The sequence below is a fragment of the Streptococcus sp. SC1 genome, assembly GCF_030272855.1.
GTDB lineage: Bacteria > Bacillota > Bacilli > Lactobacillales > Streptococcaceae > Streptococcus.
The window spans coordinates 124,785-146,112 of sequence record NZ_JAQCMU010000004.1 but is presented as its reverse complement, the minus strand read 5'-3'; the positions used below and the strand labels follow the sequence as shown (position 1 = coordinate 146,112).

The window sequence follows — 21,328 nt, the reverse complement described above, 5'->3', positions numbered from 1 at the left end:
GGAGGACAAGAATTGTCTAGAATTAGATTGTACGAAATCGCAAAAGAATTGGGGAAGGAAAGTAAAGAGGTAGTAGCTCGGGCAAAGGAATTGGGCCTAGAAGTCAAAAGCCATTCTTCCAGCGTAGAAGAAGAAGTAAGCCAGCGCATCAAGGCTAGCTTCTCGACTAAAGAAGTTGCTAAGCCTCTTCCAAAGAAAGAAGCGGCTGTCCAGCCAGCACCAAATAAAGTAGCTGAAAAACCAGCTGCTCCAGTCCAAAAAGAAGTGGCCCCTGTTAAAAAAGAAGAGCCCAAAGTAGCTGACGCACCGGCAGCTGAAGCTCCTGCTAAACCGACTCCAGCTCGGCCACAAAGTCGAAATTTTAAGGCAGAGCGTGAAGCACGTGCCAAGGAACAAGCAGAGCGTCGTAAGCAGCAACAAAATCGGAAACCACAAAATCTTGACCAGAAGGAAAGCAATGAGCGTGATCGTCATGACCGCAAGGCCAACAACGATCGCCAAGAGCGCCGTAATGACCGTCGTGATAATCGTGGTCAAGATGGCCGTCGGAATGGTCAGAATCATCAAGGATTTAACGGTCAAAACCGCCAACAACCTCAAGGTCCGAAAATTGACTTTAAGGCTCGGGCAGCAGCTCTGAAAGCGGAGCAAAATGCGGAGTATGCACGTTCTAGTGAGGAGCGTTTCAAGCAGGCTCAAGCAGCTAAAGAAGCGCAGGAACGCCAGAATAGACGAAAAGAGCCAGTCCAAGCAGAGACAACAACTGCTGAAGTATTTAAAGCTACTCCGGCTGAAACAGTCCAACCGGCTGCTCCTGCACCAGCACAAGCTGCGGTAGATACTCGTCGTAAAAAGCAAGCTCGACCAGATAAGAAGCGCGATGATTTTGATCGCGAAGAAGAAGGTCCAAGAAAACAACAAAGGAATCGAAATAGTCAAAATCAAGTGAGAAATCAAAGAAACAGTAACTGGAATAACAATAAGAAAAATAAAAAAGGAAAAGGTAACCAGAATCAGGTTCCAAAACCTGTTACAGAACGCAAGTTCCATGAGTTGCCAAGCGAATTCGAATACACAGATGGCATGACCGTTGCGGAAATCGCAAAACGGATCAAGCGCGAGCCAGCTGAAATTGTTAAGAAGCTCTTTATGATGGGCGTGATGGCAACACAAAACCAATCTCTTGACGGTGATACTATTGAGCTCCTCATGGTGGATTACGGTATCGAAGCTAAGAAGAAGGTAGAAGTGGATACAGCTGATATTGAGCGCTTCTTTGTCGAAGAAGGCTACATCAATCCAGACGAATTAGTAGAACGTCCGCCAGTTGTTACCATCATGGGACACGTTGACCATGGTAAAACAACCCTCTTGGATACTCTACGTAACTCTCGCGTTGCGACAGGTGAAGCGGGTGGGATCACTCAGCATATCGGTGCCTACCAGATTGAGGAAAATGGCAAGAAGATTACTTTCTTGGATACGCCTGGACACGCGGCCTTTACTTCGATGCGTGCGCGTGGTGCTTCTGTTACCGATATTACCATCTTGGTCGTAGCAGCTGATGACGGTGTTATGCCTCAGACTATTGAAGCGATCAACCACTCTAAAGCCGCTAATGTGCCAATTATTGTGGCCATCAACAAGATCGATAAGCCAGGTGCCAATCCTGAGCGCGTGATTGGTGAATTGGCTGAGCATGGTGTTATGTCAACTGCTTGGGGTGGAGATTCTGAGTTTGTTGAAATCTCTGCGAAATTCAACCAGAATATCGATGAGCTTTTGGAAACAGTTCTGCTTGTAGCAGAAATTCAAGAACTCAAGGCAGATCCGACTGTTCGCGCTATCGGTACGGTTATCGAAGCCCGTTTGGATAAAGGAAAAGGTGCAGTTGCAACCCTTCTTGTTCAACAAGGTACGCTGAATGTCCAAGATCCAATCGTTGTCGGAAATACCTTCGGACGTGTCCGTGCTATGACCAATGACTTAGGTCGTCGTGTCAAAGTAGCAGGTCCATCTACGCCAGTTTCTATCACAGGTCTTAATGAAACTCCGATGGCAGGTGACCACTTTGCCGTCTATGAAGATGAAAAAGCTGCGCGTGCAGCCGGTGAAGAACGTGCTAAACGTGCCCTTCTCAAGCAACGTCAAGCTACTCATCGTGTCAGTCTGGAAAATCTCTTTGATACCCTCAAAGCTGGTGAAGTTAAGTCTGTTAACGTCATTATCAAAGCCGATGTACAAGGTTCTGTAGAAGCCTTGGCTGCTTCCTTGCAGAAGATTGAAGTGGAAGGCGTTAAGATTACCATTGTCCACTCAGCAGTTGGTGCTATCAATGAGTCTGATGTAACATTGGCAGAAGCTTCAAATGCCTTTATCATTGGATTTAACGTTCGCCCTACACCGCAAGCTCGCCAGCAAGCAGAAGCTGATGATGTAGAAATCCGTCTCCACAGCATTATCTATAAGGTTATCGAAGAAATGGAAGATGCCATGAAAGGAATGCTGGACCCAGAATACCAAGAAAAAATCATCGGGGAAGCCCTTATCCGCGAAACTTTCAAAGTTTCCAAGGTTGGTACTATCGGTGGATTTATGGTTATCAATGGTAAAGTTACCCGTGATTCCAAGGTTCGTGTCATCCGTGATGGTGTCGTAATTTACGATGGTCAGTTGGCTAGCTTGAAACACTTCAAGGATGATGTAAAAGAAGTCACTAACGGCCGCGAAGGTGGTCTCATGATTGACGGCTATAACGATATCCAAGTGGATGATACGATTGAAGCCTATATCATGGAAGAAATCAAGAAATAAGAGAATTCCTCCGAAAACTCTCAGTGAAAAGCATATTGGATGGAAATTGATCCTTTTTATCTCAAGCATCTTTTTACAAAGAGTTTAGAGCGACTTTCATTCAACTAAAACTAAAAATATGAGAGTGGGACAGAAATCGGTAATTCGTTAGAATTCGATTTCGTCGTCCCACCTCCGCACAGTTGAGTAGGGCTGTAAAAGCTGATGAAATCAGCGTAATAGAGCCCACTCAACCACTGCGTCTTGCTCGATAATCCAAAGACAATTGAGAGGCTAGGACTTTTGTCCCAGCCTCATATTGCAGAAGAAAAAATTAGAAAGGAAATTCTATGGCAAATCATTTTCGTACCGACCGTGTAGGAATGGAAATCAAGCGTGAAGTCAATGAGATTTTGCAAAAGAAAGTCCGTGATCCACGTGTCCAAGGTGTGACCATTACCGATGTCCAAATGCTGGGCGATCTGTCTATGGCCAAGGTCTACTATAGCATCATGAGTGACTTGGCTTCAGATAATCAAAAGGCACAGCTGGGCTTGGAAAAGGCAACCGGTACCATTAAGCGTGAACTGGGCCGAAACCTCAAGATGTATAAGATTCCAGATTTGACCTTCGTCAAAGATGAGTCTATTGAGTACGGTAATAAGATTGATCAGATGTTGCGTAATTTAGAAAAACATTAATGAAAAGAGTGAGATGGGGCAGTGTTTACGAGCCCTGTCTCATTTTTATTTTTGAAAATACTTTTTAAAAGTTTTGAAAAAAGGTGTTGACAAGTGGAGATTATCCTGTTATACTAGTAAAGTACTCAATCGCGGGGATGGCGGAATTGGCAGACGCGCAGGACTAAGGATCCTGTGACCGCTTTAGGTCGTGAGGGTTCAAGTCCCTCTCTCCGCATAGGATTAGCTGACTTCGGTCAGTTTTTTTGTTTTCTCAAAGAAGCTGAAGATGCCTGAATTCAAAAATTGCTTGGGAATTACTTAAAATTTCAGGAAAAACTAGCAATTTTAATGAAAAAGTGATAAAATAAACAATGTAAGTGGTTCATTCCACAAAAAATAAGAGGAGGCCTATTACAAATGGCAATCGTTTCAGCAGAAAAATTTGTCCAAGCAGCTCGTGACAATGGTTATGCAGTTGGTGGATTTAACACAAATAACCTTGAGTGGACTCAAGCTATCTTGCGCGCAGCAGAAGCTAAAAAAGCACCAGTTTTGATCCAAACTTCAATGGGTGCTGCTAAATATATGGGTGGGTACAAAGTTGCTCGCAACTTGATCGCTAACCTTGTTGAATCAATGGGTATCACTGTACCAGTAGCGATCCACCTTGACCATGGTCACTACGAAGATGCACTTGAGTGTATCCGAGTTGGCTATACTTCAGTTATGTTTGATGGTTCACACCTTCCAGTTGAAGAAAACCTTGAAAAAGCACGTAAAGTTGTAGAGTTTGCTCATGCAAACGGCGTGTCAGTAGAAGCTGAAGTTGGTACTATCGGTGGTGAAGAAGATGGAATCATCGGTGATGGTGAATTGGCTCCAATCGAAGATGCTAAAGCAATGGTTGCAACTGGTATCGACTTCTTGGCAGCTGGTATCGGTAACATCCACGGTCCATACCCTGCAAACTGGAAAGGTCTTCACCTTGACCACTTGCAAAAATTGACTGAAGCTGTACCAGGATTCCCAATCGTATTGCACGGTGGTTCAGGTATCCCTGATGACCAAATCCAAGCAGCGATCAAACTTGGTGTTGCGAAAGTTAACGTTAACACTGAATGCCAAATCGCATTCGCTAACGCAACTCGTAAATTTGCTCGTGACTATGAAGCAAACGAAGCAGAATACGACAAGAAGAAACTCTTCGACCCACGTAAATTCTTGGCTGACGGTGTCAAAGCTATCCAAGCATCAGTTGAAGAACGTATTGACGTATTCGGTTCAGAAGGTAAAGCATAAGAAGCTTGTAAAAGCTTAATATAACAGGGTTTATCCAAATTGGATAAACCTTTTTTCTTTGTTTTGTCCTTGAATTGTCAAATTGAGTACACAATTTCACCACAAAATACTTTATAAGGAGTTTTCCAGTTGAGACACATTCGTGGCCTATTATTTAGTTTATCCTCCCACAGCGTATCTCTTCAGTGTTGACCTGAACAAATGATCTATCGGGATTTCGTTGTGTGCGATCTTCTTCAAAAATAATATCGGGTCCTTCGATACCACGGAAAGTCAGTTTTCCAAGAATCTCTGGGATGTTCAGACCGTCTGTAATAACGCGATAGGTTTTATCCACAATTTGTAGTTTTTCTCCATAGTTTAATCCAATTTTAGCCATATAATTTATCCTTTCATTTCTTATTTTTTAAGTACTAATTTTTCAGCAAAGACATTGAGGGGCAGGAGCAACAGAGCTGCCGTTTAGCACAACCAGTTCACTTTACTATTCGGAAAAGTGCAGAAGTCCGAAATGCGTGGAAGCCCACAAATACTTGTTTTAAATCTTCACTTCAACCATCAACGGATTTGACTTTTCCTGTCAAAGCATTTACAATAAAGGTACGAAGTTTATGTGATGTTCTGATGATCAGTCCTCTGGTTGTCAGACGCACCTTCTATTTAATTGTCAATGATCGTAATGCCGAAAGCTAGGCGTTATTATTTTTAAAAATGATATAACTATCAGCTATATTTGTCAAGGGATTATTTTGGAAAAATAAAAAATTTTTTTAGAGGTTTAAAATGGAATTTTCAGATCGCTTAAAAGACCTTAGGAGACAAGCAGGGCTAACCCAAGTAGAGGTAGCGGAAAAACTAGGAATTTCGCAACCAGCATACGCTTCATGGGAACGTGGAGTAAAAAAACCAACACAGGATAATTTAGTCAAGATTGCACAGATTTTGAATGTGTCAGTTGACTATCTAGTCGGAAACTCAGAAGAAAAATCAGATGAACTAGATAATATTGAATTACTTTTCCGTATGAATTCAAAAGGATTGACTGATGAAGAAAAAGCAGTCTTCAAGAAAGAGTTGATTGAGTTTATGGAAGAACGGAAGAAGTTGTTTGGAAAACAAAAATAACTATTCAAATGAATTTTTTGAGAAAGTAATTTACTGTTGTTAATAGATATTATATAGTTTGTTAAAGTATATGGAGATAAGTTAAGAGGTGTTTAATTGAATCAAAAGCTAACAAAACAGATACAAGAAATTAACTCGAATATTGATCTTTTAGGTGCTATTTCTTTTTTCGTGGCAAATATAGCAGTGCTCGCAAAGATACACGGTCATTTTGATTGTGCAAAGTTTATATTGCTAATTTTACAAATAGTGGCCACTTTTTGGTTATTATATATAATCTTTAATATATTACCCAAATATCATGATGAAAATAAGGATAAGGCTGATGGAAAAGGACAATATGGTAAAAGTGTTTTCTTATTTTCAAGAATCAATTTAGTCAAGCTACTTGAACGACTTATTTCGGTAGTTACAGCAGATATATTGCTTTTTATTTCAGAAAAAGAAACTTTCACAGATCTATGGAAAACAATACTTTTTTGGTTGATATCCGCTGATCTTGTAATCTGGTTTATTCTTAAATTTATGAACCTGGATAATCAAAAATTTGTTTGTGTGAAATATTGCTTTATATGTCTATTACTTACTTTGATGCTCGGGAATTTATATATTCCAGCCTTCTTATTTATTAATACAATCAAAAATTATTATATGATTGGTGCACTTGCTTTTGCTTTTATATATATTTTCTATCTTTTTTCAAAGAAATCAAAAAAACAGTAATTAGTCTTGGATGTAACGATACTTCTTAGGTATTTTACGAGAGTACTGATTTTTAAGCTTAGAAATCAGTATTTATTCAAGATTATATTATATTGTAGTTCACAAAGAATATTAAGATATTTCATGAAGAAAAAGTGGACAATAGTCTACTTTTTTTATATAATAAATTCAACCAAATAGGTTTAAATTTGTAAATCATACTTAAGGGAGGTATTATTCTTTGGATGAATTGTATACAAGAGTAAGTAGTGCAACAAAACAAGTGTTATACCAGTACATGAAGAATAATAATATCTCGTTACTAAATTATAATTTCATTTATTTTTTTCAACATTGTATTCAGAAGAACCAAATTAAAGTGATTAGTCACCACTTCTCGAATCACAAGATAGAAGGTTTGACAGTAGTTGATGAGTTAGGTGTTAGTTTTTCTTATGAGCGAGATAATCCAAAAGTAAAACAAAATTTCACACTTTGTCATGAGTTAGGGCATTTTATTCTTGGACACGAAAGAAATTATTTTACAGAATCGATAGATAATCAGGAAAATTTACTAGAACGGGAGGCTAATATCTTTTCAGCTGTGGTATTAATGCCAGATATTGTTCTTTTATCAAAAATCTATTATAGTTGTGAGAATTTTAAACAAGTTCAAGAGAGTCTTGAAGTCTAGAAACAAGCATTATTCTTTCGTCTTTTAGATTTGCTAAGAGAATATTGTCCTGATAAAGAGAGTGAAATTAAGCAAGCGATCGATCTATACATTGACGGGAAGAATTTTTCAATCCTCCTCTTATTTCAAAATATAAAAGAACAAATTATCGAGGAATTTAATCAATATGAATCTTCTCGTATTATTCATATTAAGCAAGCTGTTAATAAAACAGGTTTTGCGACTAGCCAAGATTTTCCAGAATTATTGGATCAGAAAAATTGGAAGAAAATTAAGGAAAATAGTATCAATCTAAAAACGTGGCTTGTCTATAATAAAGGAAAGTCGATCGCCTATGTTTGGGATAAGGAAAAATTTTCAGATGAAGAGGCTAAGAAAAAAGCAGAATTGCAATTATTACTAATGTGAGGTGAATTATGTATCAACCAGAAAAATTGAAAGCTCGTAGAAAAGAGTTAAAAATGACCCAAAAAGAGATCGCAGATCAATTAGGAATTAGCTACCAAGCCTATTCAGCCTGGGAACGTGGAGTAAAAGCACCTTCTAAGGGAAAAGTAAGGCAGTTGGAACAAATCCTTAGTGTACCCAAAGGTTATTTTACAGAAATTGAGATAGTTCGTTTGTATAATACACTGTCGAGTAAAGGTAAAGATCAAGTAGTTACTTATGCTAGAGATTTAGTTCAAAAAGAGCAGTCACAAAAGGTTATGTCGATATCAAGAAAACTTTACGAATACCATGTTTATGAAAAAATGTCTGCTGGTATCGGAGCTTCCGTTTATGATGATCGAAATTATGATACTGTTTATTTCGATGAAGAGTTGGCCCATGATTTTGCTTCATGGGTATCTGGAGACTCAATGGAACCTAAATATCAAAATGGTTCGGTAGCTCTTATTCGTGAGACAGGTTTTGATTACGATGGAGCAGTTTATGCAGTTGTCTGCAATAATCAGACATATATCAAACGAGTCTATCGTGAAGAAGGCGGCTTACGATTAGTTTCTATTAACCCGAAATATAAGGATATTTTCATTTCTTATGACGAAGATCCAAGAGTAGTTGGGATTATTGTAGGAAACTTTGTGCCATTGGAGGACTAATTTATGGGCTATTTTGATTATTCAAGGGAGCCCAAAAGTGATATTGCTTTTATAGATATGAAGTCCTTCTATGCTAGCGTAGAGTGTGTATCAAGAGGTTTGCATCCTCTCAAGACTTCCTTATGTGTCATGAGCCGAGCGGATAACTCAGCAGGTCTTATTCTAGCATCTTCTCCCATGTTCAAGAAGGTATTTGGTAAGTCCAATGTAGGGCGTTCTTATGATTTGCCATTTGATATTAATACCAGAAGGTTCTCTTATTACAACGCTAAAAAACAAGGATTGAGAACAGATCCTGAATATGTTAGATATATCGAGGAGTGGGCAAAATCAACCCTTATAGTTCCGCCTAGGATGGATGAATACATAGCTGTAAATATGGAAATTCAAAGAATATTTCAAAATTATGGAAGTCCTGACGATGTTTATCCCTATTCCATTGATGAAGGTTTTATTGATCTTACAAGTTCATTAAACTATTTTATTTCAGACAAAACTATTTCTAGGAAAGATAAGCTAGATGCCATTTCTGCAAAAATTCAAAGGGATATTTGGAGAGAAACAGGGATCTATTCAACAATAGGAATGTCGAATGCAAATCCACTGCTCGCAAAGTTAGCTTTAGATAATGAAGCAAAGAGAACACCTACAATGAGAGCAAATTGGTCTTACCAAGATGTTGAAAGGAAAGTTTGGAATATCCCCAATATGACAGATTTTTGGGGGATTGGTAAACGCATGGAAAAACGTCTGAATGGTTTAGGGATTTATTCAATCAAAGAGTTGGCCAATACTAATCCAGACATGTTAAAGCAAAATTTGGGAGTGGCAGGGCTTCGCTTGTGGTTCCATGCTAATGGAGTGGATGAAAGTAATGTTCATATCCCCTATAAACCAAAGTCTAAATGTTTAGGAAATTCTCAGGTTTTACCACGGGATTATGTGGATCAAAGAGAAATTGAGATTGTACTACGAGAAATGGCGGAACAAGTCGCTATTCGTCTAAGACGAGCAGGAAAGAAAGCAACTGTAGTTGCAATACATTTAGGTTACTCTAAACAAGAAAACAAACATTCTATCAATACTCAAATGAAGATAGAACCAACGAATAATACGGATATGCTCACAAACTATGTATTGAAGTTATTTCATAACAAATACACTTCAGGAGCGATCCGAAATGTCGCGGTCAGCTATTCAGGATTTGTGGATGGATCCTATGGATTGATTTCACTATTTGATGATGTTGACAAAGAAGAAAAAGAAGAAAAAGAAGAAAGGCTCCAGGTAGCTATTGACTCTGTTAGAAATCAGTTTGGCTTCACCTCTCTATTAAAGGCGAATTCATTAGATAAAGCATCAAGAAGTATTGCGAGAAGTAAACTGATAGGAGGTCATTCTGCTGGAGGATTGGATGGATTAAAATGATTGATCGTTCTTACTTACCATTTCAATCAGCACGAGAATATCAAGATCCTGGCATGCAAAAGTGGATGGGCTTCTTTTTATCTGAACATACTACCTCGCTAGGTGAAGAGAAAAATCGTATTGATTTATCTAGTGATTTGGACAAGGCTGAAAGGCTCTTGTTGCTTTCTCAGCTTTATGTTGGACAGCTAAAAGGGCGACTTACCGTCAAACACAAAGCTCAAAAACTCACCATCATAGGAGAAGTTAGAGAATTATCTAGAAAAGAAATATCCGTCAAAACGAGTGACGGATATAAGTTGGTTCAGGTAGATGATATCCTACAAATTCATCTTTTGGAGGAAGTAGACTATGAGTAGAAAAGAGCTCTATGAGAATAAATTACAGATAGATTATTTTTCAGAGGACTATATCTGATTTGAAGAAGATTTCCAAAAATATTCAGCGATGGATGTGCCATTGACATTCTTAATTGATGATATACTTCGAACAATGGCTATTAATCAGAAGAACTACTTCAAGCTTAATAAAGAAAATGCCAAGGATGGAAGGGATCATTATTTTTATTTTAAAGTGATGAAAGAAAAATAATCTTTGGTTCGATATTTTAAATATAGGAAAAATAAATTTTAAAAATACTAATTAAGAAAATATTGAAATAATAGTAATTGAACATATGGTATAATAAAATGAAATCAAGTGATGGCAACTCATCTAACCTAAATCTAAACAGTATAAAATTACGAGGAGATGATAAGATGAACGATTATATAAAATTCAATGAAGATAGATGGAATAATGTAAAAAATGACTATACTGAGCCATTGACACATGAAGAATTAGAAGAAGTTAGAAAACATCCAATTTCTGTTGCCTTAACTGTTGGAAAAAAAGTTCCGAAAGAATGGTTTGAAAAAGCCAACGGAAAAAAGATATTAGGGTTAGCTTGTGGTGGTGGACAGCAGGGACCAGTTTTTGCTATAAAAGGTTATGATGTAACCATAATGGATTTTTCTAAATCACAATTACAAAGAGATGAGTTGGTTGCTAAAAGAGAAGGCTTAAAAATCAATACCGTTCAAGGCGATATGACAAAACCATTTCCATTTGAAAATGAAACTTTTGATATTATTTTTAATCCAGTTTCAAATGTATATATAGAAGATTTAGAAAACATGTACAAAGAAGCTTCTCGAGTATTAAAAAAGGGTGGATTGTTAATGGTCGGATTTATGAATCCTTGGATATACATGTATGATGCTGACACTGTATGGGACAAACCTGATGAGGAATTACTTTTAAAGTTTTCAATACCTTTTAATTCAAAAGAGCTTGAAGAGGAAGGCAAGATAACCATCAATCCAGAATATGGATATGAATTTAGCCATACCTTAGAAACTCAGATTAGAGGACAACTTAAAAATGGTCTCGCTATGATAGATTTTTATGAATCATGTGATAAAAGAAATAGATTATCACGTTATGGAAATGACTATATAGCTACACTTTGCATTAAATTATAATATTATAGAACATACTTTAGGAGAATAGCCCGTTTTATTTTCCGTAAGGGTTAAAATCTAAAAATCCCAGTTTGTCGAAATAAAATAATTAAATAAAATGATAGAGAGGAAGTAAAAGCAAATTACCTATACTTCCTTTTTTGTTGTCAAACATTCAAAAACGGAAAAGAGAATTTATGAAAGAACTGAAAAACACAGATAAAAAAGTATTGGCGCAAAGAGAAAGATTGGAAAGACCACCTATGAGGTTGTTGACCATTTCAATGAAAATGCAACTGAAACAATGCAAGATAAACTTACAAGAATAATGCTGAGGGAGCTTAGGAGAAAATCAGACGAAAAAAAGATGATTTTGATTAAAAATCCTTGACAAGTAGCAACAGGAAAAACAGCGAAGTCTATGTCAGCTGAATACTACAAGATGGTAAGTCACGAAAAAAATCGCATGGATGAAACTGAAATGATTTGTCCATGCGATTTTTATATTTAAGGAGCTATCGTGAGCAAAGCTCTATCTAGCAGAATAGAAATGTTTACGCTTCTTTCTTTTTAAGTAAGAAGAGACCACCGCTTGTAGCCAGAAGAATCGTTGCAACTGTAAAGAGAGCAGAGTTTTCCTTGCTTCCTGTTTGTGGGAGCTGGGCCTGCTGAGTATTTGTTACTTTTTGAGCTGTAGTGATAGACTGTGTTTCGCTTGTTTTCTGAGCAAGGCTTTCTAATTGCTCTTCTTTCGCTTTTGGAGCTGTCGGTTTGTCGGCTGGTTTGCCTGCTTGTTTTGGCTGAGGTTTTTGGTTCAAAATTTCAACAATTTCGACACTTGGTTTATGAGTGACAGGCATATCTTTCAGCTCAGCCAATTGATCGCCAAAGACAGCGTTCGATACCCAACGGTAGAAGTGAATGGTATGCAGACGATTGGTTGGATTTCCAGCATATACGAAGAGTGGATGTTCCTTGTAATTACCAGAAATAGCAACGATTTTATTGGCTAATTTTTCGTTGCCTGGCCACCAGCCTGCAATGTAGTAGTCACTGTCTGCAATAGTCGCCAAAGTCTTGAAGTTGGCAGGAGCTTTTGCGATCCAGTTTCCAGAGTTAGAATAGAAGAGATCATTCTTCTTATAGCCGCTAGTCAATGGATCTTTATCGTCTATAATAGCCTTCATCAGACCTTCAAAATCGCTGCCGCCAGAGAATCTTTCCGCATCAAATCCATCTAGAACACCAAGCTTCTCAAGGCGTTGCATAGCAGAGCCCCCCACTACAATGGTTGGTTTGCGACCAAGAATAGACTTGTCAAAGTTGTTGCTTTCAAGGACGATGACATCAGCTTCCTCAGGTGTATCGACAATATCAAAGCCTAGATTTTTCAGTGCCAGAGCGGTATGAGTAGGTGAGTCCACTCCTGCCCAGTAGAATTGATGAGGAGGTGCATAGACCTTCAGTGCTTTCAAGCTTGGCCCTTCCGGAACCTTATACAAGGCATCTCCATAAATAGCATAATCACCTAAGAGATTTGCAAAGGTTGATGTATCAACGATATAACCATCTTCTGTCAGATAGACCTTCTTACCTTGGCGAATGGCTTGGTTGACAGCTTTGACTGCGCTGTCAGATGTATTGGCGATGACATAGTAAGGTGCTGAGTAGTTGATATCGCGCGTCCGAGTAGCACGGAGAGCAGTGACTTCGCCGAGTTTGCCATCAAAGAGTTTGTCTTTAAAGATAGGCTCAGCTTTAAAGCCTCTCATATCTGGGAAGTTTACCAAAAGCTCAGCATACATGGCAGTCCAGGCAGATTCGTTTGATCCTTTGTAGAGGATATGGTTGGCATAGCCACGCTTAGCTTGAGCCATATCAACAACTAGGTCGCCCTTCTTATAGTTGCCAACATCTTCCTTCAATTCTTGAATGACAACACCATTTCTCTTGAAGTATTCAATCATATTAAAGGCTTGTTGGGAATCATTGTCTTTTTCGAGCCCCATAGGGATGACATAATAGTCAGGGAAGAATTTTTTCTGACCGTTTTTCACCCGTCCAACAACCTTGCCGTCAGGTCCGACCAACTCATTTTCAGCTTTTGGATCTTCAACCTTGTTGATGCCACGGAGATAGAAGTTAAGGCGCATTTCCATGAGCTTGTCAGGATTTTGGGACAGGTAAGAGATACCTCCAAGGACAGCGTGGTAGCCAGCCTTGTAGGATTCCTGATTTCCCTCAGGGATTTCAATGGTATGTCCTAATATGCCGTGGTACATGGCATAAACACCAGTGTAGCCGGAGAAGGAGTCATCCCAGCCATCGCCCCAGTCTAGTTTAGGGATGATATAGCTGTCATACTTAGAGTTAGCGACGCCAGCACGTCCCATGTGGTGGGCGTTTTCCAGCATATTTTCAGACAGAAGGTCGTATTCAAAGTTTGGATCGTGTGGCGGTGTCGCTGGCTCGATCAAGAATTCTTTAACGAATCCATGAATGTCATAAAGAGCAATTGGATTCCATTTGTTAATGAGTCCAGCTACGGTACGGGTTTCTGGGTTAGCCTGATAGCTAGTGTCGCGGTTTGGATCAATTCCGTTGGCAAGAGCACGCGTATTGGCAACATCTCCGTCAGGATTTTCAGTAAAGTCAAAGAGGAAGATGAATTTCTTGAGGAGTTCTTTGATATTGAGGGTGATATTTTTAGCAGCACCGTTAGCGTCAGTTGTTTGGAAGGAAATTTGCTCCTTGGTCGCAAAAGTATTGAAGAGCCCAGTGATGATGTCGATGGCTGGCTGTTCGTCAGCGTGGGTGTTATTGATAAAAACTGGAAGTTTGTAGTCCAGCGTACCATTTTTTAGCGCAGCTAACATTTCAGCTGGTTTAGTAAGGGCAACTTTGTTGGTTGTGTTGAGATAGTCGTCAATGCTTTTTTGGTCGGAGCTGATGATACCGAGCTTGACATCACGACCTTGGGCACTCTTTCCGATGTTCTCAATCTGTACCAAGCGATCCGTTTTAGCATCTTGTCGACTCTTTTCGATAGCTGCCAGCATTTCATCGTGGGTATGGAAATCTTCGTAAGGTCGCAGAACGATGTTCTTGCGAATAGTCAGGCCAAGATCTTCGCTGGTTCCGACTAATTCATGACTTCCCATAAAGTTGCGATAGGTTCTACGGATATTGTTTGGTGTGCGCAGGCTTAAGTCTTGCCCAAATAGTTCATTAAATTTGAGGGAAACTTTGAGGTCATTTCCATCAGCTTTTTCTTCGACAGTGACAAACGGGTCGCCAGTGAAGGTGCCGTCCTCCATCTTCCAAGTTTTCCACTCGTTAATAGGCTTGTTGTCTAGTGTCCAAGTGATTTTACCAGCTTGAGCGCCCTGTTCTTGAATAGTTTCTTCAATGCTGGCTTTTTCGGACATGTAAACCTTACTGTCGGCAAGCTGAACCTTGTTTTCTTGGGTGCTAGCTGCGCGGACTTCTGTTTTAGTTGTAGTATCCAGTTTTTGGGTAGTTTCAGCTGCTTTTTCCTCTGACGCTGTGGAAGGAAGACTTGGAGACTTGCTGTCGGCTTTATCAGATGAAGCTTCAGATGGGCTGCTTTTCTCTAGTGGTTCAGCTTGTGGAGTATCCGAAGTTTCTTCAGCCTTCTCTGTACTTGCAGGTGTAGGCTGTTCCACAAAAGTACTGATTTTGCTGCTGTCTTGCGGAGGTTCAGCAGGGTTAAGCGTATCAGCTGCCGCATTTCCTTGAGTTAAAACGGCCAATAGAACCGCAGCGGATAGGCTGAGGACTTGTGTATATAAGCGTTTCTTATAAGAATTTTTCATAAGAAACCTCCTTTTTAATATGTTCTTAAATTCAGTATAACAAAGTTTGAAATCGTTTACAAACAAAAACATAGATAAAAAATAAACTTCTAACGAAAGGATGAGATATGTGTAATTTCTGAAGAGTATTTGAGTCTGATATTTAAACAGCACGCAATATTCGCAGTTTGGATTTTTGCAATTTCATGCAAAAAACAGGCATTTATGCTACAATATTAGCAATAAAGATGATTGGAGCAAACGATGAAAGCGATTATTACGGTTGTTGGAAAAGATAAGGCAGGGATTGTGGCTGGTGTAGCTAGTAAAATTGCCGAGCTGGGGCTCAATATTGACGATATTTCTCAAACTGTTTTGGATGAATTTTTTACCATGATGGCTGTCGTTTCTAGCGACGAAAAGCAGGATTTTGCAGCACTTCGTAGTGAATTTGAGGCCTTTGGTCAGACCCTCAATGTCAAAATCAATATTCAAAGCGCAGCGATTTTTGACGCTATGTACAATATCTAAGGAGAGGGCACATGGATATTAGACAAGTTACAGAAACCATTGCCATGATTGAGGAGCAGAATTTTGATATTCGGACCATCACCATGGGCATTTCTCTCTTAGACTGCATTGACTCGGACATTGATCGGGCTGCTGAGAAGATTTACCAAAAAATCACGACCAAGGCTAAAAATTTGGTGGCAGTTGGGGACGAAATTGCTGCAGAGCTCGGGATTCCTATCGTCAACAAGCGCGTCTCCGTGACTCCGATTTCTCTGATTGGGGCAGCTACCGATGCTACGGATTATCTGCCTCTGGCTCATGCTCTGGATCGGGCAGCAAAAGAAATCGGTGTGGACTTTATCGGTGGCTTCTCTGCTTTGGTCCAAAAGGGTTATCAAAAAGGAGACGAAATCCTCATTAATTCCATTCCACGCGCTTTGGCTGAGACGGACAAGGTCTGCTCCTCTGTCAATATCGGCTCAACCAAGACCGGCATCAATATGACGGCAGTTGCGGATATGGGGCGCATTATCAAGGAAACAGCTCAGCTTTCTGACATGGGGGCGGCCAAGCTGGTTGTATTTGCCAATGCGGTAGAAGACAATCCCTTCATGGCGGGCGCCTTTCATGGTGTCGGTGAAGCAGATGTGGTCATCAATGTTGGTGTTTCTGGGCCTGGTGTTGTCAAACGGGCCTTGGAAAAGGTCCGTGGTGAGAGCTTTGACGTGGTCGCTGAAACGGTCAAGAAAACGGCCTTCAAAATCACTCGTATCGGTCAGTTGGTCGGTCAGATGGCCAGCGAGCGTCTGGGCGTCAAGTTCGGGATTGTTGACTTGAGTCTGGCTCCGACGCCAGCAGTCGGGGACTCAGTGGCCCGTGTCTTGGAAGAAATGGGCTTAGAAACAGTCGGTACCCACGGTACGACAGCGGCGCTTGCCCTGCTCAATGACCAAGTCAAAAAAGGCGGTGTCATGGCCTGCAATCAGGTGGGCGGACTATCTGGTGCATTCATTCCTGTTTCTGAAGATGAGGGCATGATTGCAGCTGTGCAAAATGGCTCGCTCAATCTAGAAAAGCTAGAAGCTATGACAGCTATCTGCTCGGTCGGTTTGGATATGATTGCCATTCCAGAGGAAACGCCGGCTGAAACCATCGCAGCTATGATTGCGGATGAAGCAGCGATTGGCGTTATCAATCAAAAGACGACAGCTGTGCGGATTATTCCGAAGGGCAAGGAAGGCGATATGATCGAATTTGGCGGTCTCTTGGGAACAGCCCCGGTCATGAAGGTTAATCAGGCTTCGTCAGCTGCCTTTATCGCGCGGGGCGGTCAGATTCCTGCGCCAATTCACAGTTTCAAAAACTAAGTAATAGAGGGTCTGTTTAGACAGACCCTTTCCCTCTGTCTTGCTCAGTCAAGTGCGAGACAAATAAGCCACTCCTTATCCGAGTGGCCTTAATTAAAAAGGAGACATTCATGGCAAAAACAAAATTATACATCATCCGGCATGGTAAGACTATGTTTAATACCATTGGTCGGGCTCAGGGTTGGTCGGACACTCCCTTAACTGAAGAAGGCGAACGTGGTATCCGTGAACTAGGGATTGGGCTGAGAGAGTCTGGCTTGGAATTTACCAAGGCATTTTCGAGCGACTCTGGTCGAACCATTCAGACCATGGGGATTATCCTAGAAGAGCTGGATTTGGTAGGGAAGATTCCTTATAAGTTTGACAAGCGTATTCGAGAGTGGTGCTTCGGGAGCTTTGACGGGGCTTATGGTGGTGATCTTTTCCGTGGAGTGATTCCAAGGGTGCGTGATACTGACAATTATAAAGAGCTGACTTTCCCAGAATTGGCTGACGGTTTGGTTGAAGTGGATACGGCTGGCTGGGCTGAACCATGGGAGCAACTCAGTGGGCGGATTTTAGCTGGATTTACAGCTATTGCTCAAGAAGTGGAAGCTGCTGGTGGAGGCAATGCTTTGGTCGTCAGCCATAGTATGACCATCGGGACTTTTGCTTATCTGATTGATAAAGCCATTAGCAAAAATCCTGAGGTTGACAACGGCAGTGTGACAGTTGTTGAATATGAAAAAGGGCAATTTACGATTCAGATCTTGGGAGATGTGTCCTATCGTGAAGTTGGTGCCAAAATTTTGGACGCTAAATAAACGGTTGAAAGAAAATATGGCAATAATTCAGCTTTCTTGAGCTGCTTTCTCTCAATCTTAGAAACTACTTTTTTTCAGAAACGTGATATAATGAGAGGAGAATAAGGGGGGAAGTGTATGGCAAAAACAAGATTATACCTGATCCGGCATGGCAAAACGATGTTTAATACAATCGGACGAGCTCAGGGCTGGAGTGATAGTCCATTGACGGCAGAAGGCGAACGTGGCATCCATGAACTAGGAATAGGTTTGCGAAAAGCGGGTATTGATTTTAAACTAGCTAGATCCAGTGATTCAGGTCGAACCATTCAGACTATGGGAATTATTCTGGAAGAGCTGGGCTTGACTGGAAAGATTCCTTACAGGTTTGACAAGCGCATTCGAGAGTGGTGTTTTGGCAGCTTTGATGGTGGCTATGATGGTGAGCTCTTTATGGGGGTCATGCCTAGGGTTTTTAATATCGACCATGTCCATCAACTCAGCTATGCCGAGCTGGCAGAAGGTTTAGTAGAAGTCGACACGGCTGGCTGGGCTGAGAATTGGGAAAAACTCAGCGGCCGAATTTGGCAAGGCTTCTCAGAGATTGCTGAGGAGCTGGAGGCTGCGGGCGGTGGCAATGCTTTGGTAGTTAGTCATGGCATGACCATCGGAACCTTTGTCTACCTAATTAATCGCATGCAACCTCATGGCCTAGGCAATGGTAGTGTGACCATCGTAGACTATGAAGATAGACAATTTTCAGTTGCTTCCATCGGTGATATGTCCTATCGTTAAGTTGGAGCGAAAGAGCTGGAGGACAAGGCTTGAGAAGAGGTCGCCACGAAAGAAGGAGAAAACTCTCTCTGTTTCGACTAATAAATAGACTCTTATTTTTAGGAATTGGGATCAGTTTGCTGTTTGCTCTATTGCGAGTGCAAGATATGGATGAAGACTTGCCAACTTTTATTAATCATGGTCTTAAAGCCCAGAGTTCTGACTTGCCCAAGGTGTCAGTTGATGATTGGGAATTGACTTTAATCAATCGTAGCCATTTACAGGAAGAGTCTCATCCTAAGTTGACCCAAATCGATGATATTCAGGTAGATAGTCGTATTGCTGAAAATACTAGACAATTTTTAGCTGCAGCTCGGGCCATTGCGCCGGGAGAAACCTTGATTTCGGGCTATCGTAGCCGAGCGGAGCAGACAGAGCTATATGAAGAAGCCCTAGCTTTGGCCGAAGAAGAAGGCCTGTCTCGGCAAGAAGCGGAGCAAGAAGTGCAAAAGCGGATCCAGCTGCCAGGTGCCAGTGAGCATCAGACAGGCTTGGCGATTGATATGAGCGAGCCAGAAGGTCAGAATGATGAGGTAGCAAATAAGATTGCGGAAATTGCCCCTAAATACGGCTTTATTCTGCGCTATCCTGAAGGGAAAAGCGATATTACTGGTGTGAATTTTGAAAATTGGCACTATCGTTATGTTGGCGTAGAGTCGGCCCAATACATGCAAAAACATCATCTAGTTTTAGAGGAATTTCTGGCCCTTTTGAAAGAGTCGGATCGGTAAATCGTTACAATCCATTGATAGACAAAAAATCAGCTGCTCAAATGAGCAAGCTGATTTTTAAATAAACAATAGTTCTGGAGTTTGGTCTAATGCTTTTAATACATGTTAAGAGATAAAAAGTAATCTCGCTTTAATTAAGAACCTGATTATTTAAGCAATCTATAGAAATACAAGTGCGTAGCTTGAAATATTTGGGAAATGAGCGTATAATCGCAATATGATTGAGCGCTCACTCAATTTATAGATAAACAAAGGAGTTCATGAAATGATTGTTCAAGCAATACAATATAGTCGTTTCGGTGATGAAGAAGTGCTAGATTTGGTGAACGTTAAATCTGATGCTTTAGAAGCGAATCAAGTTAGGGTAGAAGTTTATGCAGCTGGTTTAAATCCCATTGATTTTAAGACTTTTGAGGGTGCAAAGCCACTTCGTTTTCTATCTTTTATGACAAAACTAAGGAAGCCAAGTCGTTGGTTTGAGTCAAAATCATCTCTCTTTCCAAGAGGTGTTGGTCGGGATTTTGCTGGAGTTATCACAGAAATCGGTGAAGGAGTAAGTAGGTTTGCAGTAGGGGATAAGGTTTTTGGAACAATGATCAGTGACCCTGGATTGGGGACCAAGAGGGGAGCTTTAGCCACAGAAATTTGTGTCAATGAATCGGAAATTGTACTAAAGCCAGAGATGATTGATATGAAGCATGCTGCTACTATGGGTGTAGCCTCTCTAACAGTGGGAGGTGCTTTCAGAAAGATTGAGCTAAACTCTAAAGATGTTGTAGTTATTTCAGCAGCAGCAGGAGGTATTGGAAGTATCGCAATACAGTATGCGGTTGCTAAGGGTGCAACAGTTATCGGAATTGCAAGTAAGAAAAATTCAGAATATCTGAAGTCTTTAGGTGCGATTCCAGTAGCTTACGAAGAGAACATCCAGAATGCTCTTCTATCAGCAAGTCCAAAGCCGATTACAAAATTCTTGGATTGCTATGGAAGTGATTATGTTAAATTGGCTTTCAGTTTGGGATTGAAGGGAACGGCTATTGGAACGCTAGTACCTTCACCCTATGTTATGATAAGAGGAGCTCAGTTCACGGGTCCGAGACATTCCACATATGATGATTTTAAAGTTCTAGCGGAAATGGTCTCAGATGGGAAGGTTCGGCTGAATATTGATCAGGTTTATGATTTTTCTCTAAAGTCAGTTAGAGAGGCATATCGTAGTCTGAAGTCGGGACACACTCGAGGTAAGAAAGTTGTAAAAGTAAGAGAGTAGCAGAGAGGTGCCAGCAATGGAAAGTTTAGAAGAAAAGTATGCTCAGACATTAGAAAATAGCAACCTGAGTTTAAAACAACGTCAAGTATTATTATCAAGCCTAAAGTTATTTTCAGAAATTGGCTTTGAAAATACAACAGCAAGCCTTATTGCTAAGGAGGCTGGAGTTTCAGAAGGGACAGTTTTTAGTTACTTTAAAACCAAGGAAGGCATCTTAGAAGCAATTTTATCGACTTTTCTTGAGCAAGTTATTCCAGATGTGATTGCTGATTTTTCTGAGAAGAAATTTACAGCAAACCAAGAGTCTTTTCCACTATTTTTAAGAAGCATTGTTCGAGATAGACTAGTTTTCATTCAGGAGAATCAAATGCGGGTTAAAATTATCTTGAGCCGTTCTTTTATTGATAAAAATATTTCTGATCAGTTAGGGAATGTTATTGTTCACTCTATCATTAAGCCAATTAGTCCAGTTCTGAATCAGTTTAAAGAAAATGGCGTTATCCGAGATTGGTCAAATGAAAGAATTGTTCGTTATATTCTAGCCTTGAGTCTTTCTTATGTTATTCCAATGATGTTAAATGATAAGGAAGATGTGAACATAGATGAAGCAGTAAATGAAATAGTTGAATGCCTATCTTTTGCCTTATTAGAAATAAAGTGAATTTTGATTTTTAAGCTTACTATTAA

General features: G+C 40.2%; 18 protein-coding genes, 1 tRNA gene and 4 pseudogenes. 21 read left to right on the top strand and 2 right to left on the bottom strand.

Annotated elements, in window-relative coordinates; genetic code table 11:
• The first annotated feature begins 12 nt into the window (after nucleotides 1-12).
• The 4 genes from infB (at nucleotide 13) to PAN94_RS07295 (ending at nucleotide 4,775) form a co-directional block, all read left to right on the top strand.
• A complete protein-coding gene (infB, locus tag PAN94_RS07310; RefSeq protein ID WP_285875304.1) occupies nucleotides 13-2,814 on the top strand; it encodes a translation initiation factor IF-2 in 2,802 nt (933 codons plus the stop codon).
• Nucleotides 2,815-3,143: 329 nt separating this feature from the next.
• A complete protein-coding gene (rbfA, locus tag PAN94_RS07305; RefSeq protein WP_005590924.1) occupies nucleotides 3,144-3,494 on the top strand; it encodes a 30S ribosome-binding factor RbfA in 351 nt (116 codons plus the stop codon).
• A 131-nt stretch (nucleotides 3,495-3,625) separates the two neighbouring features.
• A tRNA-Leu gene (locus PAN94_RS07300) sits at nucleotides 3,626-3,711 on the top strand.
• Between the two features lie 182 nt (nucleotides 3,712-3,893).
• The gene (locus PAN94_RS07295; RefSeq protein ID WP_125378845.1) at nucleotides 3,894-4,775 is read left to right on the top strand and encodes a class II fructose-bisphosphate aldolase; all 882 of its coding nucleotides are present in this window, start codon (nucleotides 3,894-3,896) and stop codon (nucleotides 4,773-4,775) included.
• Nucleotides 4,776-4,947: 172 nt separating this feature from the next.
• On the opposite strand, the pseudogene PAN94_RS07290 reads toward PAN94_RS07295, so the two are convergent.
• Nucleotides 4,948-5,154 (bottom strand): annotated as a pseudogene (locus PAN94_RS07290) (conjugal transfer protein); the annotation flags it as partial.
• 404 nt (nucleotides 5,155-5,558) lie between these two features.
• Here PAN94_RS07290 and PAN94_RS07285 point away from each other — a divergent pair.
• From PAN94_RS07285 to PAN94_RS07240, 10 genes and pseudogenes are all read left to right on the top strand, one after another.
• On the top strand, nucleotides 5,559-5,900 hold the full coding sequence (locus tag PAN94_RS07285; RefSeq protein ID WP_285875303.1) for a helix-turn-helix domain-containing protein: 342 nt from the start codon (nucleotides 5,559-5,561) through the stop codon (nucleotides 5,898-5,900).
• Nucleotides 5,901-5,996: 96 nt separating this feature from the next.
• Nucleotides 5,997-6,623 (top strand): hypothetical protein, encoded by a 627-nt coding sequence (locus tag PAN94_RS07280; protein WP_285875302.1) that lies wholly within the window; start codon nucleotides 5,997-5,999, stop codon nucleotides 6,621-6,623.
• Between the two features lie 220 nt (nucleotides 6,624-6,843).
• A pseudogene (locus tag PAN94_RS07275) lies at nucleotides 6,844-7,704 on the top strand (ImmA/IrrE family metallo-endopeptidase).
• A gap of 8 nt (nucleotides 7,705-7,712) precedes the next feature.
• Nucleotides 7,713-8,399: a helix-turn-helix domain-containing protein gene (locus PAN94_RS07270; protein WP_285875301.1), complete on the top strand. Its 687-nt coding sequence runs from the start codon at nucleotides 7,713-7,715 to the stop codon at nucleotides 8,397-8,399.
• A gap of 3 nt (nucleotides 8,400-8,402) precedes the next feature.
• Nucleotides 8,403-9,827: a Y-family DNA polymerase gene (locus tag PAN94_RS07265; RefSeq protein ID WP_285875299.1), complete on the top strand. Its 1,425-nt coding sequence runs from the start codon at nucleotides 8,403-8,405 to the stop codon at nucleotides 9,825-9,827.
• The gene (locus tag PAN94_RS07260; protein ID WP_285875298.1) at nucleotides 9,824-10,186 is read left to right on the top strand and encodes a hypothetical protein; all 363 of its coding nucleotides are present in this window, start codon (nucleotides 9,824-9,826) and stop codon (nucleotides 10,184-10,186) included. Before PAN94_RS07265 ends, PAN94_RS07260 begins: the two co-directional genes overlap by 4 nt.
• A pseudogene (locus PAN94_RS07255) lies at nucleotides 10,179-10,418 on the top strand (DUF5960 family protein). The gene PAN94_RS07260 and the pseudogene PAN94_RS07255 overlap by 8 nt, the downstream one beginning before the upstream one ends.
• 167 nt (nucleotides 10,419-10,585) lie before the next feature.
• Nucleotides 10,586-11,350 carry a class I SAM-dependent methyltransferase gene (locus PAN94_RS07250; RefSeq protein ID WP_285875297.1) on the top strand — a complete coding sequence of 255 codons (765 nt, stop codon included), beginning with the start codon at nucleotides 10,586-10,588 and terminating at the stop codon, nucleotides 11,348-11,350.
• A 176-nt stretch (nucleotides 11,351-11,526) separates the two neighbouring features.
• Nucleotides 11,527-11,658 (top strand): hypothetical protein, encoded by a 132-nt coding sequence (locus tag PAN94_RS07245; RefSeq protein ID WP_259273761.1) that lies wholly within the window; start codon nucleotides 11,527-11,529, stop codon nucleotides 11,656-11,658.
• Nucleotides 11,616-11,720, top strand: a pseudogene (locus PAN94_RS07240) (TnpW family protein); the annotation flags it as partial. The gene PAN94_RS07245 and the pseudogene PAN94_RS07240, both read left to right, overlap by 43 nt.
• Nucleotides 11,721-11,883: 163 nt before the next feature.
• Here the strand turns inward: PAN94_RS07240 and PAN94_RS07235 are convergent.
• Nucleotides 11,884-15,165 (bottom strand): LPXTG-anchored zinc carboxypeptidase, encoded by a 3,282-nt coding sequence (locus PAN94_RS07235; protein ID WP_285875296.1) that lies wholly within the window; start codon nucleotides 15,163-15,165, stop codon nucleotides 11,884-11,886.
• Between the two features lie 243 nt (nucleotides 15,166-15,408).
• On the opposite strand from PAN94_RS07235, the gene PAN94_RS07230 reads away from it, so the two are divergent.
• From PAN94_RS07230 to PAN94_RS07200, 7 genes are all read left to right on the top strand, one after another.
• Nucleotides 15,409-15,675 carry an ACT domain-containing protein gene (locus tag PAN94_RS07230; protein WP_005590918.1) on the top strand — a complete coding sequence of 89 codons (267 nt, stop codon included), beginning with the start codon at nucleotides 15,409-15,411 and terminating at the stop codon, nucleotides 15,673-15,675.
• 11 nt (nucleotides 15,676-15,686) lie between these two features.
• Nucleotides 15,687-17,024: a PFL family protein gene (locus PAN94_RS07225; RefSeq protein WP_285875295.1), complete on the top strand. Its 1,338-nt coding sequence runs from the start codon at nucleotides 15,687-15,689 to the stop codon at nucleotides 17,022-17,024.
• 110 nt (nucleotides 17,025-17,134) lie between these two features.
• Entirely contained in the window at nucleotides 17,135-17,827 is a 693-nt protein-coding gene (locus PAN94_RS07220; RefSeq protein ID WP_062004998.1) for a histidine phosphatase family protein, read from the top strand.
• A gap of 117 nt (nucleotides 17,828-17,944) precedes the next feature.
• Nucleotides 17,945-18,601: a histidine phosphatase family protein gene (locus PAN94_RS07215; RefSeq protein WP_285875294.1), complete on the top strand. Its 657-nt coding sequence runs from the start codon at nucleotides 17,945-17,947 to the stop codon at nucleotides 18,599-18,601.
• Nucleotides 18,602-18,630: 29 nt separating this feature from the next.
• Nucleotides 18,631-19,371 carry a M15 family metallopeptidase gene (locus PAN94_RS07210; protein ID WP_353048976.1) on the top strand — a complete coding sequence of 247 codons (741 nt, stop codon included), beginning with the start codon at nucleotides 18,631-18,633 and terminating at the stop codon, nucleotides 19,369-19,371.
• A 265-nt stretch (nucleotides 19,372-19,636) separates the two neighbouring features.
• The gene (locus tag PAN94_RS07205) at nucleotides 19,637-20,641 is read left to right on the top strand and encodes an NADP-dependent oxidoreductase (RefSeq protein ID WP_285875293.1); all 1,005 of its coding nucleotides are present in this window, start codon (nucleotides 19,637-19,639) and stop codon (nucleotides 20,639-20,641) included.
• 16 nt (nucleotides 20,642-20,657) lie between these two features.
• Nucleotides 20,658-21,302: a TetR/AcrR family transcriptional regulator gene (locus tag PAN94_RS07200; protein WP_285875292.1), complete on the top strand. Its 645-nt coding sequence runs from the start codon at nucleotides 20,658-20,660 to the stop codon at nucleotides 21,300-21,302.
• The last annotated feature ends 26 nt before the right edge of the window (nucleotides 21,303-21,328 follow it).